Annotated in this window: 12 protein-coding genes and 1 tRNA gene; 9 read left to right on the plus strand and 4 right to left on the minus strand. The window is 40.8% G+C overall.

Annotated features, from left to right (window positions below; all coding sequences use genetic code 11):
- The first annotated feature begins 89 nt into the window (after positions 1-89).
- From dxs to QYZ87_10410, 8 genes are all read left to right on the plus strand, one after another.
- Positions 90-1988, plus strand: a complete 1899-nt coding sequence (dxs, locus tag QYZ87_10375; GenBank protein ID MDN4754914.1) for a 1-deoxy-D-xylulose-5-phosphate synthase — start codon at positions 90-92, stop codon at positions 1986-1988.
- A 23-nt stretch (positions 1989-2011) separates the two neighbouring features.
- Positions 2012-3355 carry a Trk system potassium transporter TrkA gene (gene trkA / locus QYZ87_10380; GenBank protein ID MDN4754915.1) on the plus strand — a complete coding sequence of 448 codons (1344 nt, stop codon included), beginning with the start codon at positions 2012-2014 and terminating at the stop codon, positions 3353-3355.
- Positions 3355-4851, plus strand: a complete 1497-nt coding sequence (locus tag QYZ87_10385) for a TrkH family potassium uptake protein (GenBank protein MDN4754916.1) — start codon at positions 3355-3357, stop codon at positions 4849-4851. The genes trkA and QYZ87_10385 overlap by 1 nt, the downstream gene beginning before the upstream one ends.
- Before the next feature lie 12 nt (positions 4852-4863).
- Complete coding sequence (gene pdxH, locus QYZ87_10390; protein ID MDN4754917.1) at positions 4864-5514, plus strand: pyridoxamine 5'-phosphate oxidase; 651 nt, start codon at positions 4864-4866, stop codon at positions 5512-5514.
- A 251-nt stretch (positions 5515-5765) separates the two neighbouring features.
- Entirely contained in the window at positions 5766-5987 is a 222-nt protein-coding gene (locus QYZ87_10395) for a DUF2795 domain-containing protein (protein ID MDN4754918.1), read from the plus strand.
- A gap of 149 nt (positions 5988-6136) precedes the next feature.
- Positions 6137-6220 (plus strand) — tRNA-Leu (locus QYZ87_10400).
- An 85-nt stretch (positions 6221-6305) separates the two neighbouring features.
- The gene (gene panB / locus QYZ87_10405; GenBank protein ID MDN4754919.1) at positions 6306-7127 is read left to right on the plus strand and encodes a 3-methyl-2-oxobutanoate hydroxymethyltransferase; all 822 of its coding nucleotides are present in this window, start codon (positions 6306-6308) and stop codon (positions 7125-7127) included.
- Positions 7128-7153: 26 nt separating this feature from the next.
- Positions 7154-7810: a trimeric intracellular cation channel family protein gene (locus QYZ87_10410; GenBank protein MDN4754920.1), complete on the plus strand. Its 657-nt coding sequence runs from the start codon at positions 7154-7156 to the stop codon at positions 7808-7810.
- A gap of 81 nt (positions 7811-7891) precedes the next feature.
- Here QYZ87_10410 and QYZ87_10415 read toward each other — a convergent pair whose 3' ends face one another.
- Genes QYZ87_10415 through cdd form a run of 3 tightly spaced genes read right to left on the minus strand, consistent with a single transcriptional unit; the run spans position 7892 to position 11445 of the window.
- On the minus strand, positions 7892-9094 hold the full coding sequence (locus tag QYZ87_10415) for a C1 family peptidase (GenBank protein MDN4754921.1): 1203 nt from the start codon (positions 9092-9094) through the stop codon (positions 7892-7894).
- Between the two features lie 36 nt (positions 9095-9130).
- On the minus strand, positions 9131-10936 hold the full coding sequence (locus QYZ87_10420; protein ID MDN4754922.1) for a DNA polymerase III subunit gamma/tau: 1806 nt from the start codon (positions 10934-10936) through the stop codon (positions 9131-9133).
- A gap of 32 nt (positions 10937-10968) precedes the next feature.
- Complete coding sequence (gene cdd, locus QYZ87_10425; protein MDN4754923.1) at positions 10969-11445, minus strand: cytidine deaminase; 477 nt, start codon at positions 11443-11445, stop codon at positions 10969-10971.
- Positions 11446-11648: 203 nt separating this feature from the next.
- Here cdd and QYZ87_10430 point away from each other — a divergent pair, with 203 nt between their 5' ends.
- Complete coding sequence (locus QYZ87_10430) at positions 11649-12791, plus strand: IS256 family transposase (protein MDN4754924.1); 1143 nt, start codon at positions 11649-11651, stop codon at positions 12789-12791.
- A gap of 354 nt (positions 12792-13145) precedes the next feature.
- Here the strand turns inward: QYZ87_10430 and nifJ are convergent, their stop codons facing one another.
- Entirely contained in the window at positions 13146-16718 is a 3573-nt protein-coding gene (gene nifJ, locus QYZ87_10435; GenBank protein ID MDN4754925.1) for a pyruvate:ferredoxin (flavodoxin) oxidoreductase, read from the minus strand.
- Positions 16719-16735: the final 17 nt, after the last annotated feature.

Here is a 16735-nt window from a genome sequence, read left to right on the forward strand (position 1 = left end):
ATGCTCTAGATGGGATATTACTCAAGAAATCGCTACCTTTGCACACGTATGAATAGTAGTAGCTATTTGGCGAGAAGCTTAGGTAGAACATGATAAAGAATTTTGATCTTCTTGATAATATAAATAGTCCATCTGACCTTAAGAAGCTATCTGTAGAGCAGCTTCCACAGCTATGTGATGAGATACGCGAATTTATGCTGCAGGTGCTGAGTGATGTGCCTGGGCATTTAGGAGCTAATTTGGGCGTAGTGGAACTGACTGTAGCTCTTCACTATGTCTTTGATTTGCCTCATGATCAGATCGTTTGGGATGTTGGTCATCAGGCTTATATCCACAAGATTTTGACCGGTAGGAAGGGCGATTTTGCCACACTTCGTCAATGGGGCGGAATTAGTGGCTTCACGCACCCATTTGAGAGCAAGTATGATGCCTTTGTGGCTGGACATGCCTCTAATTCGATATCAGCAGCTCTAGGTATATCTGTTGCTAACCAGATGAGTGGCAAGGATAATAATGTGATAGCGGTTATTGGAGATGGTGCGATGACGGGGGGGCTAGCATTCGAGGGGCTTAATAATGCCTCTTCGCAGCCTAATAACTTACTTATTATCCTGAACGACAATCATATCTCTATTGATCCAAGTACTGGGGGACTAAGCAAATACCTCGTGAAGATAATCACGAGTAAGGAGTACAATGATCTGCGACATAAAGGGTACAAGGGACTGAAGAAGATGAAAATCATCAATGAACGCAGACGAAATAATTTACTCCGATTTAATAATAGTCTTAAGGCCCTAATTAATGACGAGACGAATCTTTTCGAAGGCTTCAGTATTCGCTATTTTGGGCCTATCGATGGGCATAATGTAGAGTCCTTAATAGAGCGTCTGGAGATCATTAAGCACTTCAAGGGGCCTAAGCTCCTTCATGTCAAGACTACGAAGGGTAAAGGATATAAACCAGCTGAAGATAGTGCTGTATTATGGCATGCTCCTGGTAAATTTGATGTGAATACGGGAGAGAGAATCACCATCAAAGAGGTCCCAGATAAGCCCCTGAAGTATCAAGAGATCTTCGGGCAAACCTTACTAGAGTTAGCGGAGAAGGATGAGAGAATTGTAGGGATTACACCAGCTATGGTGAGTGGTAGTTCCTTCGGATATATGCAGGAGAAATATCCAGAGAGGGTCTTTGATGTGGGTATAGCTGAGGCTCATGCTGTTACCTTTTCTGCTGGGCTTGCCATGAATGGTATGATTCCGTTCTGTAATATTTATTCTAGCTTTTTGCAACGAGGCTATGATCAGGTTATTCACGATGTCGCGATGCAAAAAGCACCTATTATCCTGTGTCTGGATAGATCAGGATTGGTCGGTGAGGATGGGGCTACTCATCAGGGAGCTTATGATATTGCTTACCTGAGGACTATTCCGAACCTGAAAATTATGTCCCCTATCAACGAACGTGAGCTCAGGCAGATGATGTACACCGCCTATATGCATCACGAGGAGGGTCCATTTGTGATTCGCTTCCCGAGAGGGCTAGGATCTTGCCCTCAGTGGCATGTGCCATTTAGTGAGATAGACTTAGGCAAGTCTGAAATGCTCAAAGTAGGGGATGACCTTATCTTCGTCTCTTATGGATCCGTCGGTTACACGGTTGGCAAAGCCATTGATAAATTAGTACTGAAGGGTTATAATCCAGGACATCTTAACCTCAGGTTTGTGAAGCCTTTGGATACGGAAGCTCTGGACGAAATAGCACAGCGATATAAGTATATTATTACTGTGGAGGATGGATCACTTGCGGGTGGAGTCGGAAGTGCATTGCTGGAATATTATAGTGACCAAGGAAAGCATATCGACATAACTAGGATTGGAATCCCAGATGCTTTTATTAAACATGGTCGGGTAGAGATACAGCATGCCTATGTAGGATTAGATGTTGATTCAATAGCAAATAAAGCTATAGAACTTTTGAAATAGATCAAACACACATTAAGTAGGATATGAGGATATTGATAGCAGGTGCTGGTGAAGTGGGGACTCATTTGGCAAAGTTACTCTCTCATGAGTCACATGATATTACAATAATGGATGAATCTTCGGAGAACCTTGAATTTGCATTCAATGATGGTCTGGAGATTATGACGTATGTAGGTGTTCCGACCTCATTTGAGGCACTTAAAGAAGCTGGTGCTGGATCCGCAGATCTATTTATTGCTGTAACGCCAGAGGAAAGTGCCAATATAATTGCTTGTATTCTAGCTACTAAGATGGGTGCAAAGCAGACACTCGCTCGAATAAATAATAGCGAATATCTGGAGCCTAGAAACAGAGCGTACCTTAAGGACTTAGGGGTGGATGATATGATATATCCAGAGGCTTTAGCTGCAACCCAGATTAAAGAAAGTCTGAGCCTACCGTGGTCGAAGCAGTATTGGCGATTTTTTAATGGTAAGCTAGTGCTGGTGGCGACTAGAGTTGTTAATGACTCTCCGCTGATTGGTAAGAAACTGATGGATCTTGCTGACTTATCAGAGAAGATATTCCATATCGTGGCTATAGTACGTTCTAATCACACGATCATTCCTAGAGGTAATGATATGATAGAGCGTGATGATATATTATTTGTTACGGCGATGCCTAATGACCTAAATCTCGTTAGGCAATTCAGTGGGCAAGAAGATATCAAGCTTAAGAGAATCATCATAATGGGTGGAAGTCGAATAGCTGTTAAGACAGCACAATACCTACCATCTGATATCTATGTGAAGATTATAGAGCGTGATTACGAGAAGTGTAGAAAGCTCTCCGAACTGGTGCCAGATAACGCATTGGTCATCCATGGGGACGGTAGAGACCCAGATCTATTGATAGATGAAGGGATAAAGAAGGCTCAGGCCTTCTTAGCTCTTACAAGTACATCTGAAAGTAATATGATAGCGACGATTAATGCTAAAAGATTGGGTGTGCCATTCTCTGTAGCTCAGATTGAGAACTTAGATTACTTGGAGATTGCTAATGAGATGAAGATAGGCAATCTGATTAATCGTAAACTTATAGCAGCAGCTGCTATATTTAGGTATTTACTCAATGTTGATATTTCGGATGCCAAGACCTTATCTATAGGTCAGGGAGAGGTCCTTGAGATTCATGTGAGAGAAAATTCGAAGGTGACTCATGCTATGGTAAAAGACCTTCATATCCCAGAAGGGGTCTCCTTAGGGGGATTGATGAGGGATGGACGCGTTTTACTTGTTGAGGGAACTACTATGATAGAGGCCGGAGATACAGTGATGGTTTTCACAGATAGGAGTAATGCTAGGGCTATTAATAATCTTTTCTCATAATGGCACGATCAGAATATACTGAATACGAGACACGTCGAGGGTTTAACTTTCGCTTTATTTTCTTATTATTAGGTGTGTTATGCTTCATTCAGGTAGTTTTTCTACTTTGTGCGGCATCTATTTCTAGTTATTTTCATGATACTGCACTGAAGCCATTGCTCTATACGGCATTGATTGATTCTATATTGGGATTGATCTTAATTCTTAGTAGCCGTGGGTATAAGATGTATGATACTGGGCGGAGAGAAGGGATGGTGTCTGTAACGCTTAGTTGGTTGGTAGTGGCTATATTGGGGCTACTTCCATACTATCTTGGAGGGTTTATCCCGAGCTTACCTGATGCATTCTTTGAGACCATATCAGGACTAACTACGACTGGATCTACGATTCTTAATGATATTGAATCTATGCCTAGGGGGATCCTTTTCTGGCGAAGTGTGACACAGTGGATGGGTGGTATTGGTATCATCGTCTTTATGGTTGCTATTATTCCTATACTTGGGGAGAGTGCCTCTCTTATATACGATCATGAATCTTCTGGGGTAACGCATGATCGGTTTGCTCCACGCTTTACAGTCGTAGCAAAATGGATCTCAGTGATTTATGTCTCTCTAACCGTGCTGTGTATTTTTTTACTATGGCTTGGTCCACTAGGTCTTTTTGATGCTGTATGCCATGGTCTAACGTGTATCTCGACTGGAGGATTCTCTACCTTTAATGACTCTATCGCAGGATTTAACTCCCACTACACTTACATGGTCTTGACCCTCTTCATGTTTATGGGGGCTGTTAGCTTTTCATTATCCTATTTTGCCTTAGTTCGTCGTGACCCGATGAAGATGGTTCGTGATACCGAATTTCAGTGGTTTGTTGTCGTTATAGCACTATTGACAGTAGTATCATCATTGATCTTATTTTTCACAAATCGCTATGATTCATATTTTACGGCACTAGAGTACTCTCTGGTGCAGATTGTTAGTTTGATTACGACTACAGGTTATGCGATAAGTGACTACAATACATGGGGAAGCCCATTCTGGGTCTTGGCTCTTTTTTCAATGTTTATTGCTGGTTGTTCAGGATCTACAAGTGGTGGACTGAAGATGATTCGCTTTAATATCCTGACGCGTAGCCTATTCAATGAGTTTAAGAAACGTACTCATCCTCATGCCGTGATTCCATTACGTCTAGGGGGAAGGGTGCTGAAGCCTAAGTATATCATGCAGGTGTACAACTTTTTCTTTGCTTACCTTTTTTTGATTGTAGTGGGTACATTTATCATAACATTGGAAGGGTTTAGCCTAGAAGAGGCCATCTCGGTATCCATAACCAGTATATCGAACTCTGGGCCAGGATTGGCTACATTTGGGCCAATGGCTAATATGTCTGCTTTGAGTGACTTTAGCAAGATCTATATGGGATTAATGATGGTTGTGGGGAGATTAGAGATCTTTACAGTAATGACATTATTTCATAAAAGTTTTTGGCGAAATTAAATACAGAGTACTATGGATTTGAATTTAGAAGACATTAGAAGAGAGTTTAAGGTGGGGAGTTTATCTCGTTCGGAGATGCCAGATAATCCTATCGAGAAGATGGAGGAATGGTTACAAGATGCTTTAAATTATAACGTGATAGAGCCAACTGCTATAGTGGTGACAACTGCTACCAAAGATGGTCACCCATCCTCTCGCACCCTGTTGTGTAAGGAGATCGATAATGGAAAGGTGATCTTTTATACCAATTATGAGAGCAGAAAAGGGACTCAAATAAGTGAAAATCCTTATGTCTCGGTGACATTCCTTTGGCATCAGCTAGAAAGACAAATACATGTGGAGGGTATTTGTGAGAAACTTCCTCCAGAGGAGAGTGATGCATATTTCGCTAAGCGTTCGTACACCAGTAGAGTAGGGGCAAGAATCTCTCCGCAAAGTCGTCCTATCCCTAATCGAACTTTTATTGTGACTGAGTTTGCCAAGGAAAGTCTGAAATATACAGGTACATTCCGAAAAGTACCTCGTCCTGATTCTTGGGGTGGATATCAGGTTACTCCTAACCGTATAGAATTTTGGCAGGGACGTGAGAGTCGATTACACGATCGTTTTTTATATGAACTCCAAGAGGATGGGTCATGGTCACTTCAGCGTATAGCACCTTGAGAATTTTGATTATTACCTGAAGTTAATTTATTATAGCTTTCCCCTTTTCTATATATTAATATCGGTTTTTTTAATAGTTATTGATGCTTATTATATCATTAAACAGCTGATTATTAGTAATATATGATTTAGTCACTGAGTGTTAATATAAAAGGGTTTGTAAATTTATAATTTATTGCTAAGTTTGCAGACCAACAGAATGTAAACGCTGAAGGATAATACTAAATTTTTTAGAACTTAGAAATTTTATTATGTACTGGACACTTGAATTAGCTTCAAAGCTAGATGATGCTCCATGGCCAGCAACTAAGGATGAGTTGATTGATTATGCACAGCGTACTTGTGCACCAATGGAGGTAATAGAAAATCTTCAAGAGATTGAGGATGAGGGCGAAAGCTATGAATCTATTGAGGATATTTGGTTGGATTATCCTAGCAAAGAGGATTTCTTTTTTAATGAGGAGGAATATTAATTATTAAATAGATCTAGAAGGCAAAGTAAAAAGCAGCTTTTGATTGCTAATGAAAAGCTGCTTTTTTATGACTTCATATTTGTGTAATTCATTATTTAGTGATATATTTGCAAGCACAAAATGATGAGTGGTCGTGCGTAAGCACATTAGCCCAGATGGCGGAATAGGTAGACGCGTTGGTCTCAAACACCAATAGGATAAAACCTGTACCGGTTCGATTCCGGTTCTGGGCACAATAATATAGAGTTCCTATAGAAAAGGGGTATTAGCCGTGCATAAGTGCGACTGATCCCCATTTTTGTATTACCATGAATTATTATGTCGAATTACTTAACTACTAATAAGAAAAAAATAACTGCAACTCGATTTCAGCAGATGAAAGCTGAAGGGGAGAAGATCTCAATGCTGACCTGCTACGATTATTCGATGGCTAAGCTATTAGATACTGCTGGCGTGGATGCCATATTGATTGGCGACTCTGCTAGTAATGTGATGATTGGTAATAGTACTACACTGCCTATAACATTAGACGAGATGATTTATCATGCTCGATGTGTCGTGAATGGGATTAGTTATGCTTTTGTTGTAGCTGATATGCCTTTTGGCACTGTTCACGGCGATAAGTATGTGGCTCTGGCATCTGCTATCCGAATGATCAAAGAGTCTGGTGTGGATGCTGTTAAGATAGAAGGGGGTGAGGAAGTAAGGGATTCGATAGAGCTCATAATAAATGCTGGCATTCCAGTGGTAGCACATTTGGGATTGACACCTCAGTCGGTAAATCAGCTTGGTGGTTATGGGGTACAGGCTAAAGGAGAAGCTGAAGCGGAAAAGCTAATAAAGAATGCTAAGCTATTAGAGAGTCTTGGCTGCTGTGCTCTGGTCTTAGAAAAAATACCTAGTGCATTAGCCAAGAGGGTTACCGTTGAATTGAGTATCCCTACAATTGGTATAGGTGCTGGTAACGATACTGATGGTCAGGTGTTAGTATTACAGGATATGTTGGGCATTACACAAGGCTTCAAACCAAAGTTTCTCCGTCAGTTTGCACAGGTTGGTGAGCAGATTATTAATGCAGTTAGTGATTATAATAAAGAAGTCAAGAGTGGTGGATTCCCTAATAAGGATGAGAGCTATTGATATTCATTCTCCATTGATAATTATAGATGCTTACATTAGACGATTATGTCAACTTTTGGGATTGGATTATATCGCTTGATTTTAATCTTATTCTTGACTTAATAGGTACATTCGCCTTTGCTATTTCAGGTATTCGTTTAGCATCGGGTAAGAATATAGACTTATTTGGAGCTTTTGTTATTGGACTTCTGACAGCTGTAGGTGGTGGTACGATTAGAGATCTATTGCTTGGTATTACCCCTTTCTGGTTAACGACTCCATCTTATGTCATCATTACATCACTTTGTTTGCTGATCGTAATGATTTTCCGGAAATACTTAGTGTCTCTTAATGAAACTGTATTTCTTTTTGATGCGATAGGATTAGGATTCTTTACCGTAGTTGGTATGGAGAAAGCTGTTCTTATGGGTTACCCTTTTTGGGTAGCATTAATTATGGGGGTTGTCACGGGGTCTTTTGGTGGTCTGTTACGGGATATTTGTATTAATGAAATCCCATTGGTATTTAGAAAAGATATTTATGCGATGGCTAGTGTCGTGGGCGGCTTAGTGTATGGTGCTCTTAGTTTGCTGGAGATTAACCCTATTGTCGTTGAGTCTATTTCAGTACTGACTGTGATTTCAGCTCGCCTTATAGCTGTGAGATACCATATAAGTTTGCCTATCCTGAAAGGTTACGAGTAAATGGTATTCTGATACATAAAAAGAGAAGAGGCTAAGTACTACACTTAGCCTCTTCTCTTTTATATATGCTAAAAGCTGTGATTAGATACCTAATTTCTTACGGATATCTTTTGGAATAGCATTTTTGTGTACTACGATGTTGATAGTCTTACCAGCAACAAAAGATTCACTAACGTACCAAATACCTTTGTACTCACCAGTTTCGCCCCAAGAGTTCTTCACATTGTAGAACTTCTTACCTGTTTGGTCCTTAGAAATACCAAAGATTACCATACCGTGATCATCCTGAGTTGAAAGGTCGTTGAAGCCATTTTGACGCCATTCTTGGGTAACTTCAATCTCTTTAGTTCCAGGAGTACGGATCATCTCAGCGATTATTTTATGACGATCGGATGGTGCAACGCCTACCCAACGAGCTTGGTCTGAACCACGATTAGATGAACTCTCTGTATCGATAAGAATACCAAGTCCGTCACGAGTGAATCCTTCCTCGCTAACATCTGTACCCCATGCTACAGCGTAATCGTTATTGATAGCATTGTCAATAATGGCCATCATATCTTTTAGAGGAACATTGTATGATTGTCCAAGACGCCAGTTGTCAGGAATCTCGAGGATAAACTTGTCATAGAATGGGTGGTGAGTAAAGCTTGTGATAGATACATAGTCATCAATCTTTAGTCCTAGTGCATCTCTGAAGCTTTCTGGAGTATATTTAACACCATTATAAACAAAGCTCTCAGGTGCTTTACCTAGGTATGAATCAATGATCCCATTATATCCCTCTTTCCAAGCTGGTGAAAGTGAACCACTACGGCTCATTTCTTTTAATAGAGCATTAACATAACCACTAGCTAGAGCGTGTATTTCATTGTGTACGTGCTTGTCAGTGCCATAGTTCAATCCTGTCATCTCCTCAATAGGAACAATACCATGATGTTTTACTGTGTTCAGTACATCACCAAATGAACCACCAGGGCCAAAGTTGATACTTCCGTGCCAGCGGATATATTCATCAGCCTTATCCTTGTAGTTTTGTGCGACTACGTACATAGGTGCAAGCGAAACACTCATACCACTCTCTCTTAAGGCTTCGATTTCTAAGAAACCCAGACCGCTGAATGACCAGCAAGTACTAGAGCGACCTTGATTCTGGATAGGAGTGATCTTCAACACCTTTACTGGGGTAAATTCATAAGACTCCTTTTTCTCTTGAGCTGTTGCTGTCAAGCTTAGACCTAGGAGTACTGTTGCGGTTAGCAATAGTTGTGAAAATTTCTTCATGTCTTTAATTTTAAAATAATTGGGTTAAAATATTTGTTAGTTGCTAAAGTTTAGGCCAAGATCTTCGCACATTTTTCCAACCCATGGATTGAAATCTTTGAGCGATTCATATTTTTCCTTTAGAGTCATGGGCGTTGTTTTCTGTTCGTCAGACTCTTGAATATAATCTATGTTTATTGAAATAAAGTCATTCTTTAATTTGCTACGCAAATATTCTGTGAGTTCAGGCAGGACATCATCTAATTGATCTTTTTCGACTTTGGATGTAACTGAATATCGTATACTTCCATCCTGCAATTGTACTGGGGTATTATCCTGTCGATCAAGTATTTTACTGAGTATGAGATTTTTAGAATGTGCGTATCTCCTCCATGATTCGACTAATTGCTCTTGTGTAAATGGTTCCTTTTGAAGGGCATTAGTTTTCTTCTCAATGACATCCTTTTCTTTAGTTGGTCGTTGACCTGTGCTCAGGTCAAAAGCATATTTATTTTTATTACTGTTCCCAATTACATTTTTAACGGGTTGAGGTTTATATGCTATTTTCGTGACGTGAGCGTTACTATTTTCTATCTTCTCAGCAGTTGATTCTTTAGGGGATGTTTCTTTTACCTGATTTGTGCTATTTGATACACCTGCTGATGATGCGTTGTATGGCTGGCTACTGACCGTAGTCGTATTCTTACTCTGAGGCTCTTCAATAGGTCTAGCAGGTGGTTGGTCAGTTGGAGCTGGTTTTAAATTGCTCGGAGTGACCTTCTCGCACATATTGAGTAGTGCTATCTCGAGAGATAGTCGTTTGTCACTACTATTTTTGTATTGCGTGCTGAAGTTTGTTGAGATTTTAAGAAAATCCCAAAGTAAGTATGTGGGCGTGTATTGTCCTGCTTTTATCAATCGTTCTTTAATAGAGTAGGGAACTTCAATAATGTTGAGCGTCTCTTGAGATTGGGCAAGTAGCACATTCCGAAGAAAGCCAGAGAATCCTTTCATTATGATATCTCCCTCATATCCCTTTTTGAGGAGCTTATCAATAAGGATTAGGACTTGACTATGAAACCCCTTTAGAATATAAGCGAGCAAAGAAAAATATTCGTCCTCATCAAGTAGATTTAAGTTCTGACGCACACCCTGTATGGTGATATTGCCTCCTCCAAATCCAGCAATCTGATCAAACATACTAAGGGCATCACGCATCCCACCATCGGCTGCGATACCAATCATTTGAAGAGCTTCAGGATCGGCATTAATCCCTTCTGCATCAGCAATCTTCTGAAGGTGATTAGCTATGTCAAAACTAGTAATCCTATTAAAATCATGAACCTGACAGCGACTAATAATAGTAGGAAGGACCTTGTGCTTCTCTGTAGTTGCAAGGACAAAAATAGCATGAGCTGGTGGCTCTTCTAGTGTCTTCAGGAATGCATTAAAGGCACTACTAGAGAGCATGTGTACCTCGTCAATTATATAGACTCTATACTTTCCACTTGTTGGAGCAATATAGACCTGTTCTATCAACTGGCGGATATCATTTACAGAGTTATTAGATGCCGCGTCTAGCTCTGTAATGTTATATGATCGCTGTTCATTAGCCGCTTTACAACTTTCGCATTCATTGCATGCTTCTCCATCTGGAGTGCGATTTTCGCAATTAATTGTTTTGGCGAAAATTCTAGCACACGACGTCTTACCTACACCTCTAGGACCGCAGAATAGGTACGCATGCGATAGTTTGTTCGTCAGAATAGCATTCTTTAATGTGGTTGTCAGTGCCTCTTGCCCAACAACGCTATCGAATGAACTCGGACGATATTTCCTAGCCGAAACAATAAAATCACTCATTGAATACTCTTTCCTATATTGTTATATTACGTTCACAGTGAAGATGCATCAAAATTGATGGGTAATAATTGTCTATTATCCTCAATAATTAATGTAGTGTCTGTACTAGGTAGATATACCTTGAAAGGTTGTTTAAAACGATCTGAGACTTCTAGCATTACTTGACGACAAGCACCGCATGGAGCTGTTACTTGGACGTAACGTCCGTCTTTTCGTATAGCTGTAATTGCTAAATCAGTAACTGGATCATTGGGGTATTGTGCTCCTGCATAATATAGAGTCGTCCTTTCTGCACAAATCCCAGATGGGTAGGCTGCATTTTCTTGATTCGAACCGCTAACAATTTTCCCACTAGCCAGGCGTGCCGCTGCACCTACTCGAAACTCAGAATATGGTGCATACGCATTTTTGGCTATATCCCTTGCCGCTTCGATTAATTCTAACTCATTAGGACTGAGCTCTTCAAATGCCTTCTCAATAACAGGTATTACAATGTCGTTTCTTTTCATTTTAACTCTTAATCATGAATTGCCAATAAAGATACCCATTTTATGCGAGGTTTTCTTGATTTAACACAGCCTTTTTCTTGCATTTATTATAGACTTTCTCTTTTTTTATTCTGATACTGTCCCCAAAAAGTGTGTAAGTCCCAAGAATGTTATCTTTGAAAAGTTAAAAACAAAAGATAAACAAGAAGATGAGACTTACACAAATGCAATTTAAGGAAATTCTATCAAACGTGATGACAGAGCCAAATGGAGTTGGTCGTTTAATGGAGTTAATCATCGAAATAGCGATGCAAGGGGAGAGGGAACTGTATAAAGAAGATAGTGGCGATGTGAGCAATGGATACCGCCCCCGTCGCATCTTTGCGAGTGGTAATATGCTAGAATTACGAGTACCCCGAACTCGACAGCAGGGCTTCATGCCCTTGATTTTAGGCGTTCTCAAAGATCAAGAGAAAGAGATGGGAGAACTAGCAGGTTATCTATATAGCTGCGGTAATACGATGGAGGATATCTCTGGAGTATTCGAGTGTTTGTATGGTAAACGTTATAGTACGAGTCAAATCAATCGTCTCTCCTTATCGACCCAAGAAGCAGTAGAAGAGTGGCGTCAAAGACGTCTACCGAGGACTTTAGAGGCACTTGTTATCGATGCTACATATCTTCCTGTACGGAGAGGAGAAAGTGTGAGCAAGGAGGCATTTTTTGTAGTGATGAGTTTAGATAGCGAAGGACGTCGAGACATCGTGGGTGTCTATAATAATCCAACAGAGGGAAGCGGCATCTGGGGCGAGTTTTTTGAGGATCTAAAAAGCCGAGGACTCGAAGAGGTAGGACTAATCATTTCAGACGGGTTGAATAACATTGAAGAGGTTGCACGTGAGCACTTTACAGAAGTGGAAGTCCAGCTCTGCACGGTGCATCTACAGCGAGAAATAACTCGAAAGATACGCCCTCGAGATAAGTCAGCCATCGCAAGTGATCTACAGGAGGTCTTTAGTAAAGACGGCTCAAGAAGCTCACCTTTAGATGGCCTAGAGAGCTTTAAAAACTTTGCGTTCAGATGGCGTAAGAGCTATCCTTTTCTCACAAAAATAGCTAACGGTCAGAGGATAGAGTATTACTTCACATACCTAAAATACGACGTCAGTGTTCGCAAGTACATTCATAGTACTAACTGGATAGAACGCTTCAATAGACAGGTAAAGAAAGGGGCTCGATATAAATGTGCATTACCTAGCGTAGAATCCGCTCTACACTTGATAGGTAGTATTGCAATCAATGCAAACTATCTGAAGAAAAGAATAGGAGATCTAACTCTTGGACTTAGGAAGAACAATGAAAAGTAAATAACAACAATGTGCTTTATTTTCCAACACAAAGATATCAACCTAAAAGAATACGGCAAGGCGGTGTCTCCGCGGTGCTACGACAGCCTTGCCTTAATTCTTTATTGGTCTATCTTTAATGTTTATGGAAAACAAAGCGAAAAAATATGTAGGTTTGCTTTTCAGAGACGCATTCTGCCGTACACACTTTTGGGGACACTACCTTTATTCTAGATACTACCGCTAAAAACACGTGATAAATTTGTATGTGTTATGATTAAGGTAAAAAAGTCCCCACTGACAGTAATCTATCAGTGGGGACTTTCATAAATATATTTGAACTAAATCAAATCAACAATCGTTGTCTGAATCAAATTAGTCCTCTTTCTGAGTTGCTTCAAAATCATCTGTCTCATATACAGCATTAGCAAGACGCTTGTACTTTCTGTAACGATGTTGAGCATCTTTCTTCGCTGCAGAGAATAACTCGTCAGCTTGTTTTGGGAACTGCTTGTGTAGTGAGTTATAGCGGACCTCACCTAGTAAGAAACCATAGAACTTATCCCAGTCTGGCTCTTTAGAGTCAAGTTGGAATGGATTCTTTCCAGCCTCTTCTAGACGTGGGTCATGACGCCATAATTGCCAGTAACCACACTCTACAGCATTTTTCTCTTCTTGCTGAGACTTACCCATACCTGCCTTCAGACCATGCTCAATACATGGAGAGTAAGCAATGACTAGTGATGGTCCATCGTAGTCTTCTGCCTCACGAATAGCCTTCAATGTCTGAGCATGATTTGCACCCATTGCTACCTGTGCTACATATACGTAACCGTATGAAGATGCAATTAGACCTAGGTCTTTCTTGCGAACACGCTTACCTGATGCAGCAAACTTAGCGATAGCACCTGTTGGGGTACTCTTAGAGCTCTGACCTCCTGTATTAGAATAAACCTCAGTATCAAGAACTAAGATATTGATATTCTCACCTGAAGCAAGAACGTGGTCAAGTCCACCGAAACCGATGTCATAAGCCCATCCGTCACCACCGATGATCCATTGAGATCTTTTTACGAAGAAGCTAGAAAGAGCTGCTAGTTCCTTGCCCATGTGGCTTGTCTGGTTCTTAAGTAGAGGCTTGATCTTATCAGCAAGTTCACGACTCTTATCTGAATCGTCCTTGAACTCATACCACTGCTTAAGTAGCTCAATATCGATAGGAGCTTCACCTTCACCATTGATGATATCAGCTACCAAACGACTTAGACGTTCGCGAATCTTCTGAGTTGCAAGGTACATACCTAGTCCAAATTCAGCGTTATCCTCGAATAGTGAGTTAGCCCATGCTGGACCTTGTCCCAAGTCATTAGTGGTGTATGCTGATGTTGGAGATGATGCTGAATAGATAGATGAACATCCTGTAGCATTAGCAATCATCTGACGTGTACCGAATAGCTGTGTTAGTAACTTAACGTATGGAGTCTCACCACATCCAGCACATGCACCACTAAATTCAAATAGAGGCTGAGCGAACTGAGAGTTCTTAACGTTAGATTTAACGTCTACTAGGTGAGCCTTATTGCTAACTTCCTTAACTGAGAATTCCCATAGAGGAGCTTGGTCAAGTTGAGATGAAATTTCTTTCATTTCAAGAGCCTTACCATTCTTATTACCTGGACATACGTCAGCACAGTTACCACAACCAAGACAGTCAAGTACATCTACCTGGATATGGAATTTATGACCATCCATACCCTTACCAATTGCCTTAAGAGTATGATATCCATTAGGAGCAGCCTGAACTTCCTCTTCGTTTAATAGGAATGGACGAATAGTAGCGTGTGGACAAACGTACGCACACTGGTTACACTGAATACAATTCTCAGCATACCACTCTGGAACATAAGCTGCTACACCACGCTTTTCTGATGCAGATGTACCTGCTGGCCATGTTCCATCTTCGTAGTTATTGAATGCAGATACAGGAAGAGAGTCTCCCTCGCGTGCGTTAATAACGCGTACTACATCTCTAACAAAAGCAGTGTCATCATCGTGAGAATCCACTGGATCTGGGTCTAGTGTAGCCCATTCTGGCTTAACTGGTACCTCGATGATCATTTCACCACCCTTATCAACAGCTTGGAAGTTAAGATTTACAACTTGCTCACCCTTCTTTCCATAGCTCTTCACGATGAACTTCTTCATCTGATCAACAGCTTGGTCATAAGGAATAACGCCAGAAATCTTGAAGAATGCTGACTGGAGGATAGTGTTAGTACGATTACCAAGACCAATCTCATGAGCAATCTTAGTAGCATTGATCATGTAGAACTTGATATCATTCTTAGCAAAATAGGTCTTAACGCGATTTGGAAGGTGCTCCTCAATCTGATCAATATCCCAAATAGAGTTTAATAAGAATGTACCACCCTTACGTAGCCCCTTAGTGATGTCATACAAGCGTAAGTACGCTGGTTGGTGACATGCTAGGAAGTGAGGACGGTTCACGTAATATGTAGAACGAATAGGAGAGTCTCCAAAACGTAAGTGACTACATGTAAAACCACCAGACTTCTTAGAGTCATACTGGAAGTATGCTTGGCAGTACTTGTCGGTACTTCCACCAATAATCTTAATAGAGTTCTTATTAGCACCTACAGTACCGTCAGATCCCATACCATAGAATTTACACTCGTATGCGTCAGTCTTAACCTCAGGATCAGCAGCTTGTGGTAGTGATGTGAATGTTACATCATCAACGATACCAATAGTGAAGTTATTCTTAGGCATCTTCATGCTAAGATTTTCATAAACGGCAACGATCTGTGCAGGTGTGGTATCCTTGCTTGAAAGACCATAACGTCCACCAACGATCTCAGGAGCATTTTCCTGACCGTAGTAGCATGCCTTTACATCTAAATATAGAGGCTCACCATAAGCACCTGGCTCCTTAGTTCTATCAAGTACTGCAATACGCTTAACAGTCTTAGGCATTGCACTTAGGAAGTGCTTAGCAGAGAATGGGCGATATAAGTGTACTGATAGTAATCCTACCTTCTTACCATCTTCTGCGTAGGTGTCGATTACCTCACGGATAGTCTCTGTAACAGAGCCCATAGCGATGATAACATGCTCAGCATCTTCAGCACCATAGTAATCAAATAGCTTGTACTGACGGCCAGTAACTGCATAGATCTCATCTAAGTAGCTCTGAACTACTTCAGGAACGCTCTCATAGAATGGATTAGAAGCTTCGCGAGCTTGGAAGTAAACGTCATCGTTCTGTGCAGTACCGCGAGTAACAGGAGCATCAGGACTAAGAGCACGTTTGCGGAAGTTAGTAAGAGCTTCCATATCAATCAATGGACGAAGGCTATCTTCTTCCATCAATTCTACCTTCTGTATTTCGTGAGAAGTACGGAAACCGTCAAAGAAGTGAATGAATGGGACACGAGTCTTAATAGATGCAAGGTGAGCAACTGCAGCAATGTCCATTACTTCTTGTACTGAGCCACTTGCTAGTTGAGCAAAACCAGTAGAGCGAGTGGACATAACGTCTTGGTGATCACCAAAGATAGATAGTGAGTGTGCTGCAATGGCACGAGCAGATACGTGGAATACTGTTGGAAGAAGTTCACCAGCAATCTTATACATGTTAGGGACCATGAGAAGTAGCCCTTGTGAAGCTGTGAATGTGCTTGTTAGTGCACCAGCCTGAAGAGAACCGTGAACAGCACCTGCTGCACCAGCCTCACTCTGCATCTCTTGAACCTTTACGGTTTCTCCAAAGATGTTTTGTCTTCCTTGAGCTGACCATTCATCTACCAACTCAGCCATTGTAGATGATGGGGTGATTGGATAAATCGCTGCGACTTCACTGAACATATATGCTATATGAGCAGCCGCATAGTTACCATCACACGTGATAAATTTTTTTTCTTTTTTCATTTTAAATGTAAAAGCGG

The organism is Porphyromonadaceae bacterium W3.11 (genome assembly GCA_030434245.1).
Lineage (GTDB): Bacteria > Bacteroidota > Bacteroidia > Bacteroidales > Porphyromonadaceae > Porphyromonas_A.